Annotated in this window: 13 protein-coding genes; 7 read left to right on the top strand and 6 right to left on the bottom strand. The window is 43.3% G+C overall.

Annotated elements, in window-relative coordinates; all coding sequences use genetic code 11:
* Positions 1-9 precede the first annotated feature (9 nt).
* The 7 genes from ACSFC1_RS07275 to ACSFC1_RS07245 are packed head-to-tail and all read left to right on the top strand — an operon-like array spanning position 10 to position 5,159.
* Positions 10-1,020: a rod shape-determining protein gene (locus ACSFC1_RS07275; RefSeq protein ID WP_435565442.1), complete on the top strand. Its 1,011-nt coding sequence runs from the start codon at positions 10-12 to the stop codon at positions 1,018-1,020.
* Between the two features lie 4 nt (positions 1,021-1,024).
* On the top strand, positions 1,025-1,774 hold the full coding sequence (locus ACSFC1_RS07270; RefSeq protein ID WP_435565441.1) for a flagellar hook-basal body protein: 750 nt from the start codon (positions 1,025-1,027) through the stop codon (positions 1,772-1,774).
* A 16-nt stretch (positions 1,775-1,790) separates the two neighbouring features.
* Positions 1,791-2,576: a flagellar basal-body rod protein FlgG gene (flgG, locus tag ACSFC1_RS07265; protein WP_435565440.1), complete on the top strand. Its 786-nt coding sequence runs from the start codon at positions 1,791-1,793 to the stop codon at positions 2,574-2,576.
* Between the two features lie 57 nt (positions 2,577-2,633).
* Positions 2,634-3,299 carry a flagellar basal body P-ring formation chaperone FlgA gene (flgA, locus tag ACSFC1_RS07260; protein ID WP_435565439.1) on the top strand — a complete coding sequence of 222 codons (666 nt, stop codon included), beginning with the start codon at positions 2,634-2,636 and terminating at the stop codon, positions 3,297-3,299.
* A 4-nt stretch (positions 3,300-3,303) separates the two neighbouring features.
* A complete protein-coding gene (locus tag ACSFC1_RS07255; protein ID WP_435565438.1) occupies positions 3,304-3,897 on the top strand; it encodes a flagellar basal body L-ring protein FlgH in 594 nt (197 codons plus the stop codon).
* 6 nt (positions 3,898-3,903) lie between these two features.
* Positions 3,904-4,902, top strand: a complete 999-nt coding sequence (locus tag ACSFC1_RS07250) for a flagellar basal body P-ring protein FlgI (RefSeq protein WP_435565437.1) — start codon at positions 3,904-3,906, stop codon at positions 4,900-4,902.
* Positions 4,902-5,159 (top strand): rod-binding protein, encoded by a 258-nt coding sequence (locus tag ACSFC1_RS07245; protein WP_435565436.1) that lies wholly within the window; start codon positions 4,902-4,904, stop codon positions 5,157-5,159. The genes ACSFC1_RS07250 and ACSFC1_RS07245 overlap by 1 nt, the downstream gene beginning before the upstream one ends.
* On the opposite strand, the gene prfA is transcribed toward ACSFC1_RS07245, so the two are convergent.
* From prfA to ACSFC1_RS07215, 6 genes are read right to left on the bottom strand one after another with little or no spacing between them, the layout of a single operon-like run.
* Positions 5,150-6,214 carry a peptide chain release factor 1 gene (gene prfA / locus ACSFC1_RS07240; protein WP_435565435.1) on the bottom strand — a complete coding sequence of 355 codons (1,065 nt, stop codon included), beginning with the start codon at positions 6,212-6,214 and terminating at the stop codon, positions 5,150-5,152. The two genes, ACSFC1_RS07245 and prfA, sit on opposite strands and share 10 nt — an antisense overlap.
* A complete protein-coding gene (locus ACSFC1_RS07235; RefSeq protein ID WP_435565434.1) occupies positions 6,211-7,269 on the bottom strand; it encodes a type IV pilus twitching motility protein PilT in 1,059 nt (352 codons plus the stop codon). Before ACSFC1_RS07235 ends, prfA begins: the two co-directional genes overlap by 4 nt.
* Before the next feature lie 6 nt (positions 7,270-7,275).
* Entirely contained in the window at positions 7,276-10,011 is a 2,736-nt protein-coding gene (ileS, locus tag ACSFC1_RS07230) for an isoleucine--tRNA ligase (protein WP_435565433.1), read from the bottom strand.
* A gap of 12 nt (positions 10,012-10,023) precedes the next feature.
* A complete protein-coding gene (locus tag ACSFC1_RS07225; protein ID WP_435565432.1) occupies positions 10,024-10,383 on the bottom strand; it encodes a response regulator in 360 nt (119 codons plus the stop codon).
* Positions 10,352-13,030, bottom strand: coding sequence for an ATP-binding protein (locus ACSFC1_RS07220; RefSeq protein WP_435565431.1), 2,679 nt, complete (start codon positions 13,028-13,030; stop codon positions 10,352-10,354). The genes ACSFC1_RS07225 and ACSFC1_RS07220 overlap by 32 nt, the downstream gene beginning before the upstream one ends.
* A complete protein-coding gene (locus ACSFC1_RS07215) occupies positions 13,027-13,479 on the bottom strand; it encodes a Mut7-C RNAse domain-containing protein (RefSeq protein WP_435565430.1) in 453 nt (150 codons plus the stop codon). Before ACSFC1_RS07215 ends, ACSFC1_RS07220 begins: the two co-directional genes overlap by 4 nt.
* Positions 13,480-13,635: the final 156 nt, after the last annotated feature.

Below are 13,635 nucleotides of genomic sequence, written 5' to 3'. Positions count from 1 at the left end.
GTCGTTCTGATGCCAAAAGGTGACTTGGGCATAGATCTTGGTACGGCAAGTTTCATCGTTTATCAAAGAGGGAAAGGCATAGTGATCTTCGAACCATCTGTCGTTGCAATTTCTGAAAAAACAGGCGAGATAGTCGCGATCGGTGAAGAGGCTAAAAAGATGCTCGGCAAGACTCCAGATTACTATAGAGCAGTTAAGCCGATGAAAGATGGAGTCATTGCCGATTATAAGACTATTGAAGCTGTAATCAAAGAATTCATAAATCGCACTGTGAAGAAGTCATTTCTTTTCAAACCAGAACTTGTGATAGGAATTCCCACAAAAGCCACGAGTGTCGAAAAGAGGGCTGTCTTCGAGGCTGCATTGAATGCTGGAGCAAGAAAGGTACATGTCATTTCCGAGCCGCTTGCTGCAGCGATTGGTGCTGGGATCGAGGTGACGAAATCAGAAGGAAGTATGGTCGTCGACATTGGTGGTGGAACGACAGATATTGCAGTGATAAGTCTTGGTGGTGTTGTCGTTGGTGACTCGATAAAAATAGCCGGTGATGCAATGGATGAAGCAATCGTCAGGCATGTGAGAAGAAAATATGGTTTGGTGATAGGTGAACCCACCGCAGAGAGTGTGAAGATAAAAATAGGAAAAGTTCATCATTCCATGGAAACATATGAAATGGAAATCAAAGGAAGAGATGCGGTAACGGGTCTGCCGAGAACGGACAAGATAAATTCAGAGGACGTAATGGAGACACTCAAGCCGCTCATTGAAACGATCATAGGAAGGATAAAGATGGTCTTGGAGAAAACTCCACCGGAACTGGCAGCCGACATCATAAACCAAGGAATCATTCTAACAGGTGGAGGTGCGCTTACAAGAGGTCTTGACTTGCTGATGTCTGAGGAACTCGGAGTCAAGACAATCATAGCCGAGGATCCAATAACATGTGTGGCAAAAGGCACTGGAATATTGCTTGATGATCCTGAACTTTTGAAGGTTGTTGCGACTTCTTATACGAGGTGATTTGGTGATAAGGGGTATCTATTCTGCAGCAATGGGGATGTTACTCGACGTGGCAAAGCTCGATACGACGGCAAACAATCTTGCGAATATCGAGACCACTGGTTACAAGAAGGACAGAACCACCTTCAGAGCTTACGATGATAGAGCGATTTACGCATTGCCTAACAGAAATCAACCTATTGGCAACTTAACCTATAGCGCCGTTCTGGATGATGTTTACCTTGATACCTCTCGTGGGATATTTCAGCAGACGTCCAATCCACTTGACCTTGCAATAGACTCTGATGGTTATTTTGGGTTAATTGGACAGAATGCTATCTACTACACTCGAGCTGGGAACTTCAAGTTAGACACTGAAGGATATCTTGTGAACGCCGATGGACTGAGGTTGATGGACCAAGACGGTCAGCCAATAAGGTTTTCAGACGGTTTCAACATCGATCAGGATGGTTATGTCAAAGACAGGTTCAACAATGTTGTGACAAGAGTTGCTGTATTCATCTTTGAAGATCCTTCGAATCTCAGAAAGGTTGGCTACACACTTTTTGAACCAACTGAGGAGAGTGGCGAGCCAGTTGCCGCACAAGATTTTAGGATTTTGTCCGGCTATGTGGAACTATCAAATGTAAACGCCCTTATGGAGATGACAAAACTGATCGAAGCTCAGAGACATCTTGAAATATCGCAGAAGGTTGTTGTAGCAGAAGATGAGATGCTGTCCAAGCTGATGAACCAAGTAGGTTCTTTGAGATAACAGGAGGTGCTCTAAGATGATGGTTTCACTGTACTCAGCGGCAACTGGAATGTGGGCACAACAGTACAAACTTGATACAGTCTCGAACAATCTTGCCAACGTTGATACAACGAGTTACAAAAAAGTTCGTGCGGAGTTTCAAGATCTTGTGTACCAATACTACAAGAACGCTGGTACTCCCACAGCTGTCAACTCAACTATACCAACAGGTATCTACTTTGGTCATGGTGCGAGATTAGCAGCGACAACAAGGATCTTTTCCTTGGGCAGCATGGAACACACTGGAAACGCACTCGATGTTGCGATAACTGGTGATGGTTTCTTCCGCATACAGTTGCAAGATGGTAGGACTGCCTATACCAGAGATGGTTCTTTCAAGATAGACAGTCAGGGTACAGTTGTTACTGCTAATGGATTGGCATTGATTCCGAATATCGTTGTACCGGCTGATGCAGTGGCGATCAACATCTCTCCTGATGGAATTTTCTCAGTGGAAATGCAAGATGGAACCATACAGAACCTTGGTACGATAACACTTGTGAGATTTGTGAATCCTTCTGGTTTGAAATCGATTGGTGACAACCTCTTTATGGATACAACAGCTTCCGGTGAAGCGATAGAAGGTACGCCTAATCAAGATGGTTTTGGAGCCCTCCAGCAAGGTTATCTTGAGAAATCAAACGTAGACGTGGTCAAGGAAATGGTGGACATGATCACAGCTCAGAGGGCTTATGAGCTGAATGCAAGAACGATACAAACTGCTGACAGTATGCTCCAAACCGTTTCCACACTCAAGAGGTAGTTCTTTCTTTTTGCGGATGCGCATCCGCCTTTCTCTGATTGAGAAAGGGTGGAAGAAGTGAAAAAGTTTATATTGGTCTTTTTGATTGTTGCATCATTGGTTTTTGGTAACGATCTCTCTCAAAGTTTGAAGAAGTCCATTGAAAGCTATTTGTTATTGCAACTTGGCAAAGATGCGACCGTTACCAACGTTCAATTCAAGAGCAACCCTCCTCAAGCTGATAATTTTGAGATACTTTCTTGGAGCCTTTCCAACGGCAAAGCAAGTCTTCTCATCAAACTGTTTCACAATGAATCTTTTTCAGGATATCTTCAAGCTACCGCTGAAGTCATGATCTTAAGGAATATTGTCGTCGCTTGTAGAACGATAAAGAGCGGTGAAATGATATCCCAAAACGATGTAGTTTTAGCACTGGTCAATGTCCTGAACTTGAGAGCACAGTTTACCGAGAAAGAAGAACTGGTCGTTGGAAAGATTGCTAAGAAGATGTTCAGAGAAGGCGAGCCAATAGACCTGACCTACACGGCAAAGGCGCCAGATGTCAAGGCAGGTCAGACATTATTGGCAACGGCGCAGATTGGCTCGGTTGCCGTAACAACATTCGTCAGGCTTCTTCACGATGCAAACTTTGGTGATCTAATAAAGGCGAGAAATATATCGACCGGACTACTGATACAGGGTGTACTGAAGGAAGATATGACTGTACATGTCATGGGGAGTTGAAAAGATGAAGAAATTTCTGATCGTTTTTCTCCTATTGCAAGTCATGGTTAGTTTAGGTAGTTCTCTGTGGAATACTTCAACGAATAATCAATTCAAAAACATCATTGCTGATCGCAAGGCAAGCAGAATTGGGGATATAGTAACGATTGTTGTGAAAGAGACACCAAAGATAAATTCTGCCAGCCAAGACACAGCTTTTGAAAACGCCTTGCTGAACCTTTTCACTGGTGCGGTGAAGAACATAACTCAGTTTGATCTTTCTAAATTCATACCCATAAACAACAACTCAACGAAAGAAAGATCAGCTGAGATGAGTTCGACGGTTACACTCACAATTTCTGCCGTTGTTGTTGATCTTCAGAATGGTAACCTCGTTGTGGAAGGCAACAAGAAGCTCAAAGTTGGCGAACAATTGAGTGAGATAATGATAAGGGGAACTATAAGACCAGACGACATAGCTTCAAATAACACCGTTGATTCCTCGAAGATTGCGAACTGCCAGATATGGGTGAACGGTCAACTGGTCTTCAGACAGAACCCAGATCAAGAATCCTGGCTTGATTACATACTTTCAGCGATAGCTAAGTGGTTCTTGTGAGGTGAGATGATGAGGAAGATCTCGCTGATTTTCATTGTTCTTGCTTTCACACAGATCTTTGGTGCTACTCGCATAAAAGACATAGCGATTTTTAGAGGGGCACGCGATAACCAACTCTTCGGAGTTGGTGTAGTAGTTGGCTTGAATGGCAGTGGTGATTCTGGTAAGGTTAACTCAACGCTGTTGTCAAATATGGCAAGGACATTCAACATAAGCATAGAATCAACCGATCTGAAAACGAGAAATAGCGCTCTTGTCATGGTTTTGGCAGATATCCCGCCTTTTTACAAAGAGGGTATGAGATTGGATGTGATTGTGGCTTCGATCGGGGATGCGAAGTCCTTGGAAGGAGGCTTCTTGGTTCAAACGCCATTGTACGGTGCGGATGGGAACGTCTATGCAGTAGCTCAAGGAAATGTTGGTCTTGGTGGAGTCGATGTGAAGGTCTCTGCAAACTTGCAAAACAAGTACAAAGTTGTGGGCTATATTCCAAATGGTGCAATAGTCGAAAAAGAGATTCCCTTTGATTTTGTTGACTCAAACACCGTGACCATTTTGCTGAGAAGACCTGATTTTACCACAGCCGCGAGAGTAGCTCAGGCTATAAACACAACCTTCGACAGAAAGATCGCTAAGGCAATCGATGCTTCTTCGATAAAAACACAGGTTCCCTCTGGCTTCGAGGACGATGTCGTTACCTTTTTGTCTCTCGTCGAAGAGATAGAGGTTTCAGTTGATCAACCGGCAAAGGTTGTCATTAACGAGAAGACTGGAACCGTTGTTTTTGGTGGTAATGTCAAGGTATTGGACTTCACACTTTCATATGGCATTTTCAACATAAGCGTGAAGAATGGGAAAGTAGTCTCAGAGGGACAAACCGATGCAACGATATCGTCGTTGGTGGAGGCTCTCAAAAGTCTTGGTGCGAAACCGCAGGATATCATAGCCATTCTACAGACGATGCACAATGCCGGTGTACTGCTTGCTGATTTGGTGGTGATGTGATGGTTTCCCCTGTGAATCTGCAACGGAAAGATCCTCTGTGGAATGCCTGTTCTGAGTTCGTTGGATCGATCTTCTACGACGTTTTCAAGAAAATGTACAACTCAATCCCACAATCTGACTTGATACACAAGAGTTCGGCAGAGAAATGGTACACTGATATGCTGCTGTACGAGTATTCGAAAGAGGCTGCGAAAAGTGATCTCAAACCACTTGTGGATATGATTTACAAGAAACTTGCGGTGAACACCTATCGCTGAGAAGTCAAACTCTTTTCAGTCAATTGTTTGACCAGTTCATTTTCGAGTAGTTTCGTGATCAACTCATCGAGATCACCGTCTAAAACGTCTTTTAATCTGTAGATTGTGTAGTTTATTCGATGGTCGGTTACTCGATTCTGAGGGAAATTGTAGGTCCTTATTTTTTCACTTCTTTCTGCATTGCCTATCTGGTTTTTTCTCTGTTGAGACAGTTCTGTGGAAATTTTTTCTTGTTCAATCTCATACAGCTTTGCACGGAGTATTGATAGAGCCTTTTCGCGATTCTGATGTTGCGATCTCTCACTTTGGCACGAGACAATCAAACCAGTCGGAAGGTGAGTAATTCTCACCGCGGACTCAGTTTTGTTGACATATTGTCCGCCATGACCAGAGGCTTTGAAAGTATCAACTCTTATTTCCTTTGGATCTATGTGAATTTCGACATCTGAAACTTCAGGCAGAACAGCGACTGTCGCCGTCGAGGTGTGGATTCTTCCAGAAGATTCAGTCACAGGAATTCTCTGCACTCTGTGAACACCACTCTCAAGCCGGAGAAGTTTGTAAGCCGATCTCCCCTTTATCAGAAAGACGATTTCCTTGAAGCCGCCAAGTCCAGTGTCATGAAAATCATAAAGCTCAACTTCCCAACCCTTTCTTTCTGCAAATCTTGTGTACATACGGTACAAGTCAGAGGCAAACAAAGCCGCCTCCTCTCCGCCTGTACCAGCCCTAATCTCTACGATCACATTGTTGTAGTCTTTGGTTGGAAGAAGTTGCGAGATCAGTTGAGCCATCTTTCTTTCGTACTCTCTTTTTGCCTTTTCAAGTTCACCTTCAAGAGTGGGATCTTCTTGGAGAGCTTGTTGCCAGAAATCGATTTCTTCAGATGCAGATTGCAATTGTTGATAGGTATAGAGTATTTCTTTCAGATTTGAATACTCAACAGACAGGGATTTTATCTGCTCAGGCTGAAGGTGTGAGTTTGCCAGTTCCTTTTCAAGCTCGCTCACTCTCTCTACGATCCTCTTAACAGCTGAATCTATTATGTCTATCATCCTATCCTTCTCCTCATTTCCTCTGGATTTCTCGCATACTCGTAGATCTGTTCTTTGCTGATGAAACCGTTTGCATACGCTCTGAAAAGTGCGTCATCAAAGAGAACCATTCCTTGTTTTGCACTGGTTTGCATAATGGACTCTATCTGGTGGAGTTTGTTTTCTCTTATCAAGTTTTTGACTGCAGCAGTGCCAACGAGAATTTCCAGAAGGGGAACCATTCCTTTGCCATCAGCACGGGGCAGTAGTCTTTGATAGATTATTGCAACGAGCGTGTTCGCAAGCTGAAGTGCAATCTGTTTTTGTTGATGCGCCGGAAAGACATCTATGACCCTTTCCGGTGCACTTGCTGCACTGTTTGTGTGAATTGTGCTGAAAACCAAATGACCCGTTTCTGCCGCAGTGAGTGCAAGTGCCATCGTTTCAAGATCTCTCATTTCACCAACGAGTATCACATCGGGATCTTGCCTCAAGGCGTATTTCAGACCATCGTAAAAGCTGTTCGTATCCTGACCAAGTTCTCTTTGGTGTATAAACGATTTTTTATTGGTGAAAAGGTATTCGATAGGATCTTCTATTGTGATGATGTGATACGGATGATTCTCGTTAATGTAGTCTATCATCGCTGCAAGAGTGGTTGATTTTCCACTACCAGTTGGTCCAGCAACGAGTATTAAACCAGAATCCCTTTCGGTGAAATCTTTCAATATTTCTGGTAAGCCAAGTTCTCCGAAAGTTCTGATCTTTCTGGTTATCAACCTCAAAGCGAGCGCGGGTTTACGCCTTTCGTAATACAAATTGCCGCGTACCCTAACTTGATCTCCAACACTGAAAGCAAAATCGATTTCTCTCTTGCTGAAGTCCGGTTTGAAGTCAATCTTTTCAAACAGTGACTCTATTGCTGACATGAGATCGATTTCACTGACAACACCGAAATTTTCTTGGGCGATCAGAAGTCCATTTATTCTGTACACAGGAGGACTGTCTGCACACAGATGAATATCAGATGCCTTCTTGCTGAAGGCATCTGTTACTAAACCAGAAAGCTCTATCATTCGCTTTCATCCTTTCTGCGATCTCAAAATGCTCGCACACCTTGGACAGGTGGTTGGGAACTCTTGATCATGCCCAGTCAGTGGGTGGTACTTCCAGCATCTATCGCATTTTTCACCCAAAGCCTTCTGCACTTCAACTTCAAGTTCACCGTCAGCATCGTGAACCTCTACCTGTGATACAATGAAAAGTTCCTCCAAGTGCTGGGCATACTTTTCAAGCAACGTGCGGATTTTCTCGGAATTTGACCTTATCACAACTTTTGCATCTAATGAATGACCGATCACACCAGATTGCCTCACTTCTTCAAGCGCTTTCAATACGTGGTCACGAACCTTCATGAGCTCTTCAAAGTCATTCATCACTTCCTGATCAATCCATTTTTCTTGATATTCTGGCCATCTCTCAACCTGAACGGTCAAAAACTTTTCTCGCTGGCACTTGAAGTGTTCATAGGCTTCTTCACAGGTGAAAGCGAGAATAGGTGAGAGCATGACCAAGAGTGACTTCAATATGTGGTACAGAACCGTCTGAGCTGACCTTCTTGCCAAAGAATTCTTTGATTCTACATAGAGTCTGTCTTTTATTATGTCCAGATAAACGGCACTCAGCTCAACAGAACAATACTTCACCAGAATGTTGTAAACCTTGGAAAACTCATAACTTTCATAGGACTCAGTTACGTTTTTGATGATCTCCTGAAGTCTGCCCATTGCCCATTTGTCTATCGGCAACAACTGATCGAATGAAACCAGATCCATCTGCGAAAAGTCGTCCAGATTGCCTAAAAGATATCTGAATGTGTTCCTGATCTTTTTGTAGACCTCAACCTGCTGCATTATTATGTTTTGAGATATTCGTATATCGTTGAAATAGTCACTGCTCGCAAGCCAAAGTCTGAGCACATCGGCACCGTATTTCGAGCAGACTTCAAGCGGATCAACCACATTACCGAGCGACTTACTCATCTTTTTTCCTTCTTCATCTTTTATGAAGCCGTGTGTCAAGACTGTTTTGTACGGGGGCGTATCGTGTTTGACTACCGACAAAACTAACGATGAGTTAAACCAACCTCTGTGCTGATCACTTCCCTCAAGGTACATATCAGCTGGGAAGGTAAGTTCTGGCCGAGTTGTCAAAACTGCCTCAAAGGATGAACCAGAGTCTATCCACACATCAAGGGTGTCGAAAGTCTTCTTGAGTTTCGTTGAGCCACATCTTGGACAGACATATCCTTCTGGCAAGAGTTCTCTTTCTTCCATCTCGAACCAGGCATTTGTGCCCTTTTCTTTGACTATCTGTGCAAAGTGGTGAATGATCTTCACATCGAGAATTGCTTCTTGGCAATCTTCACATTTGAAAGCCGGAATGGGAGTACCCCAAACACGTTGTCTTGAGATACACCAGTCTGGTCTTTCTTCCATCATTGCGGTGATTCTGTTCTTTCCCCAGGCTGGAATCCACCTCACCTTGTCTATGTTTTTGATAACCTCATTTCTCAGATTATTCTTCTCGACCGAGACAAACCACTGTTCCGTTGCTCTAAAGATAACGGGCTTCTTGCATCTCCAGCAGTGCGGGTAAGAGTGTGTTATCCTGGTCTCTTTCAACAGAGAACCGTTTTTCTTCAAGTCTTCCGTTATTATCTTATTTGCCTTTTCGATGTGCATTCCGGCATATTTTCCAGCCTCTTGAGTGAAAACGCCGTTCTCATCAACTGGTGATATGACATCAAGCCCATGGACGAGATGGCCGTACTGATAGTCTTCCTCACCATGACCTGGTGCAATGTGAACACAACCAGTGCCAGTCTCCATGTCCACGAAATCAGCAACGATTATACGAGAAACTCTGTCAAACAGAGGATGAACAGCCAGCTTCCCTTCAAGTGAACTGCCATCAAAACTCTGTATTACCTCGTAATTCTCAACGTTCATCTCGCTCATCGCGCTGCCTAAAAGCTTTTCTGCCAAGATCCAAACTTCGTTGCCAACACGAACCTTCACGTATCTGTGATCTGGGTGAACTGCGATGCCAGTGTTTCCAGGAAGTGTCCAAGGTGTAGTTGTCCAAATCACTATATACTCGTCAGAGTCTTTCATCTTGAACTTCACATATATCGATGGAGATGAATGATCATGGTATTCTATCTCGGCTTGAGCCAGCGCCGTACGACAGTTGTGACACCACAAGACGGGTTTTCTTGCCCTGTAGACATAACCTTCAGCGACAAGTTTCTCAAAGACCTCGTAGATCTTGTACTCGTACTCCGGTGTGAGTGTTGCGTAGTAGTTCTTCCAGTCACCGATAACTCCAAGTCTCTGAAATTGCTTTTTCTGTATTTCTATTTGCTCTCGTGCGAACTTTTCACACGCCTTTCTGATTTCCGTCGGCGTCATTGATCTAACCTTTTCACCGAGTTTCGTTGTTACTTTGTGCTCGATGGGCAAACCATGAGTGTCCCATCCTGGGACATAAGGTGATCTGAAACCTCTCAAAACTTTGTATCTCACAACGACATCTTTCAAAATCTTGTTCATAGCCGTTCCAATGTGGATATCTCCGTTGGCGTAGGGTGGTCCATCGTGAAGAACAAAGGTGGGACTGTTCTCTCTTTGTCTTTGCACGTACTCATATACATTCATCTTTTCCCATCTTTCAAGAATGCTCGGCTCCTTCTCAACAAGATTTGCACGCATTGGAAAATTGGTATTTGGAAGATTCAGAGTTTGTCTGTATTCCAAAACAGCACCTCCTCACATCTGCAACAACTTTGCTATCGTCTCTTTCAATTCTGTCATATCTGCCGATTTGATCACATAGGCATCGGCTGCCCAAGAGGCAAGGTCGTATTTGTAATGTGAATATGCTGTCAGAAGTACTATTCTCAAGCCTGGAAACTTCTGCCTCAATGTGCCAGCAAGCTCGATACCACTTTTCCCAGGCATCTCTACGTCTATCGTTGCCAATTCAAAGTTATCTTTTTCGAACTTTTCAAGTGCCTCGTCAGCGTTCGAAGCGGTTTCAACATCATACCCAAGATCTTTGAGTTCTTCGCTGATCAACAGTCTTATGTTCTCTTCATCATCGACTACCAGAATTCGCGTTTTGCTCACCTTTATCCCTCCTTTTCAAAGGTAACTCAAAACAGAAGACAGTACCATCGGGCTTCGGCTCAGCCCAGATTCTCCCAGAATGTTCATCTTCAATGATCTTCTTACAGATCGCCAAACCAAGCCCGGTACCATAAGTCTTTGTGGTATAAAACGGCACGAAGATCTTTCTGAGCACATCTTCTGATATTGGTTCACCTGTATTGAAGACAGACACTATGACCTTGTCATTGTCATGTTGAGTCCTCAAGACAATCTTACCATTTTGTGGAGTAGCTTCTAAGGCATTTTGCACAAGGTTTACTAGAACCCTCTTTATTCTATTTCTATCGGCTTCAACCTCCGGTACGATAGATAGATGAGTTTCTATTGATACATTGGCTTTATTCGCCTTTTCCTGCATGAGCAAAACTACTTCCTCTAAGAGATCGTTGATCTGAAATGTGCTCAGATCTATCTTCCTGATGTTTCTACTGAACTCGAGTATCTCAGAAACTATATTCTCCAGGTTTTCTACTTCACTGGTGAGTATGCTCACATATTTCTCGCGTGCTTTGGGATCGTCAATGTTTTTCTTCAGTCTGTTGAGAAAACCGCCTATGACTGTTATTGGGTTGCGGAGTTCATGTGCAACCCTTGCAGACATCTCCCCAAGAAGAGCCAACTTTTCCTTGTCTTTTCTCTCTTGTTCGAGTTTGTACTGTTGAGTCATATCCTCAAGAGTGACTATTACGCCGTTCATAGTAGAGTTGTTCAAATCCCACAATGGAGAATACTTAGTATCGAAAAACCTTTCACCACTCGGTGTCTCTACTCTGTACCTTGCAAGCGTTATTGTTTCTCCTTTTTCGAAGACCTTCATTGCCACTTCAAAGATGTTTTCAAAAGCCTCTCCAAAATCAAGGTAAGAACTTCCAATAACTCTTTCCTTCGGTAAGCCCAACAACTGCTCCACCCTCTTGTTGCACTCTATCACTCGTCCAGACCTATCCAGAACGATAACGGCTGTTGTGAGGTTCTGCAGGATACTCTCGCTGAACTTTCTGAGATAATCGATCATATTCTTCTGTTGTTCGAGGCTTTCTGTTTTTCTTCTCAGTTCCTCATAGTTCATGGCATTCTCTATTGCAAGTCCTGCACTGTCAGCTACAACTCTCAGAACTTCGATATCTGCATCATTTATCGGTGATCTGGTATATCTGTTGTCCAGAATCAGGACTCCGATTGTGTCCCATCGTCCCACCAACGGAACGACAACAAACTCATCGACTTCGAGCACGTTCAGAAGGTCTTTGATAGAATCTTCCATACTCTTTGCGAGAGCTGGTGTGATATGGATGAGTCTTCTTCTCAGGACAGCTCTCTCGAACACAGGATGATCTTTGTATGTGAAAACCTTCCCTTCGATTTTCTTAGTCAAGCCTTTGCTTGTGTCAAGCATGAGTGCCTCTTCTCTTAGAAATTGGGAAAAATCACCGTAATTCATTGCTCTTCTCTCAGCTTCTTTCCAGATCTCAGTGATGTTGTCACTGCTGTCAGGACCAAGCCACATTCTTCCGAGGAGAGATTCTGTCTTTCTATCTCTAAGCAAGAGCAGAGCTCTGTTAAAGCCAAGACCTCTTCCAGATGTCAGTCCAAGGAGGAGGGTTTTGTAGACATTGTTCGGATCGTAGTTGGCTCTCATAGCGTTGCTGATGCCGTGGACCAAATCCATCTTCTTAAGGTACGTCTGTTGTTGTTGAATGAGTTCTTCGTAGCTTTTTGTGTAATTTCTCAATCTCTCGATCTCTCTCTTGAGATTCTCCTGATATTCGAGTCTCGTATAAGCAAGGGCTATACGACGTGAAAATTCATGGAGCACCGACAAGTCAAGTTCATCAAAACTGTACTGAGTTCTGTAACCTTCCACTGCTGTCTTATTGATGGCTATGAGAACACCTATTATTCTCTCTTTGAGCTTCACGGACGCGGCGACAAATGATTTTACAGTTGTGCTCAGAAAATCTATTTGGACCTTTACATCGAGGACACCGCTTTCGGCTCTCTCTACCCTGCTGAAAAACGGATGTGATTGGGGAGCTTTTTCAAAGAGTAGCTGATCCTTACTGATGCCAGAAGCCCCACGAAAGACATAGTTGTCATCAGTTTTTTCGAAAAAAATTACAATATCTGCGCCCAAGACCCTTGCCACCGTTCGCACCATTTCATCGGTGAATTCTTCACGAGTCTCAAAACTATAGAACACGTTTGTAAGCTCGCTCATTGCGTGATATCTTTGGCTGATGTTCTGTAACTCTATAAGCTTACCAACCCACCAAAGAGAAAAACCTAACTCGTCTACAAGAGAATTCACCTTCTGAAGACTCTGTGGCTCTTCCAAAAGAACTGCACCCAAAAGGTTTTCGTTGTACAAGACCTTTATGACATGGCCATGTTCATGCAGGGCTTTTAAAGAAACCTTCGCAAGGCCAACCTTTTCTTTTTTATCTGTTGTTCCAACAAGTCTGAAGTGGTCTTTCTGTCTTTCGTAAATCAAGATATCGCATTTTCTTGCCTCGGCAGTTGAGCAGATCACCTGTGCGATTTGGTTCATACTATCTGTGTTGTAACCCTTTTGATAGAACTCATAAACCAACTCGAAAATCCTCAAAGCATCAGCCTCCTGAACTCTTCAAGAAGATGTTCCACATGTGAACCAGCCCAATAGACCCTACCACAAACAGGACAGCTGTAGAACTCGTTCTGTGTTTGTTGAACATAAAGTGGCACTCTGTCTTTCACTCGCTCAAGATTAACCGGCTCAAGTACTGCGTTACACAAGCTGCATCTTGACATCTTAGCACCTTGATTCAAATCGTAGTACAACAAAAGCTCTGACAATTGATCACGCCAGTTGTCAGACTTTATGAGGACAGTCCTCAGAGATCTTTTCGACGCAGCAGAGTGTAAAGATCTATCCCTTGTTATTAGAATTCTACCTGTTTGTTTACACAGAATCAAGATTTCTCGTTCATCAACATCCGAGAGATAGATCGTATCAAAACCCAACAGTCTCAACTTCTTTGCGAGTTTTCCTAACATCCTGTCAGCGAAAAACATGTGCCTTTCATCCCCAAATCTTTGCAAGGTAATTATACTCGAAAGATTTAGAAAAAGTTTGCCGTTGAGAGTTGCGTTTCAGACCAATTATATGATCAGTTGTACGATCATTTGAACTGTAGCAGTTATCAAGTCAATTCTTCTTGTTGCTGAACA

This window comes from Pseudothermotoga sp. U03pept (assembly GCF_051235805.1).
GTDB lineage: Bacteria > Thermotogota > Thermotogae > Thermotogales > DSM-5069 > Pseudothermotoga_B.
Note: the sequence above shows the minus strand (reverse complement) of the source record. Positions and strands in the feature narration are given on the sequence as shown.

What these genes read in the sequence shown, in the direction of transcription:
- ACSFC1_RS07235 (WP_435565434.1), bottom strand. Translation starts at nt 7,269, where the DNA reads ATGATAGAGCTTTCTGGTTTAGTAACAGATGCCTTCAGCAAGAAGGCA.
- ACSFC1_RS07255 (WP_435565438.1), top strand. Translation starts at nt 3,304, where the DNA reads ATGAAGAAATTTCTGATCGTTTTTCTCCTATTGCAAGTCATGGTTAGT.
- flgG (WP_435565440.1), top strand. Translation starts at nt 1,791, where the DNA reads ATGATGGTTTCACTGTACTCAGCGGCAACTGGAATGTGGGCACAACAG.
- prfA (WP_435565435.1), bottom strand. Translation starts at nt 6,214, where the DNA reads ATGATAGACATAATAGATTCAGCTGTTAAGAGGATCGTAGAGAGAGTG.
- ACSFC1_RS07275 (WP_435565442.1), top strand. Translation starts at nt 10, where the DNA reads ATGCCAAAAGGTGACTTGGGCATAGATCTTGGTACGGCAAGTTTCATC.
- ACSFC1_RS07245 (WP_435565436.1), top strand. Translation starts at nt 4,902, where the DNA reads ATGGTTTCCCCTGTGAATCTGCAACGGAAAGATCCTCTGTGGAATGCC.
- ACSFC1_RS07215 (WP_435565430.1), bottom strand. Translation starts at nt 13,479, where the DNA reads ATGTTTTTCGCTGACAGGATGTTAGGAAAACTCGCAAAGAAGTTGAGA.
- ACSFC1_RS07250 (WP_435565437.1), top strand. Translation starts at nt 3,904, where the DNA reads ATGATGAGGAAGATCTCGCTGATTTTCATTGTTCTTGCTTTCACACAG.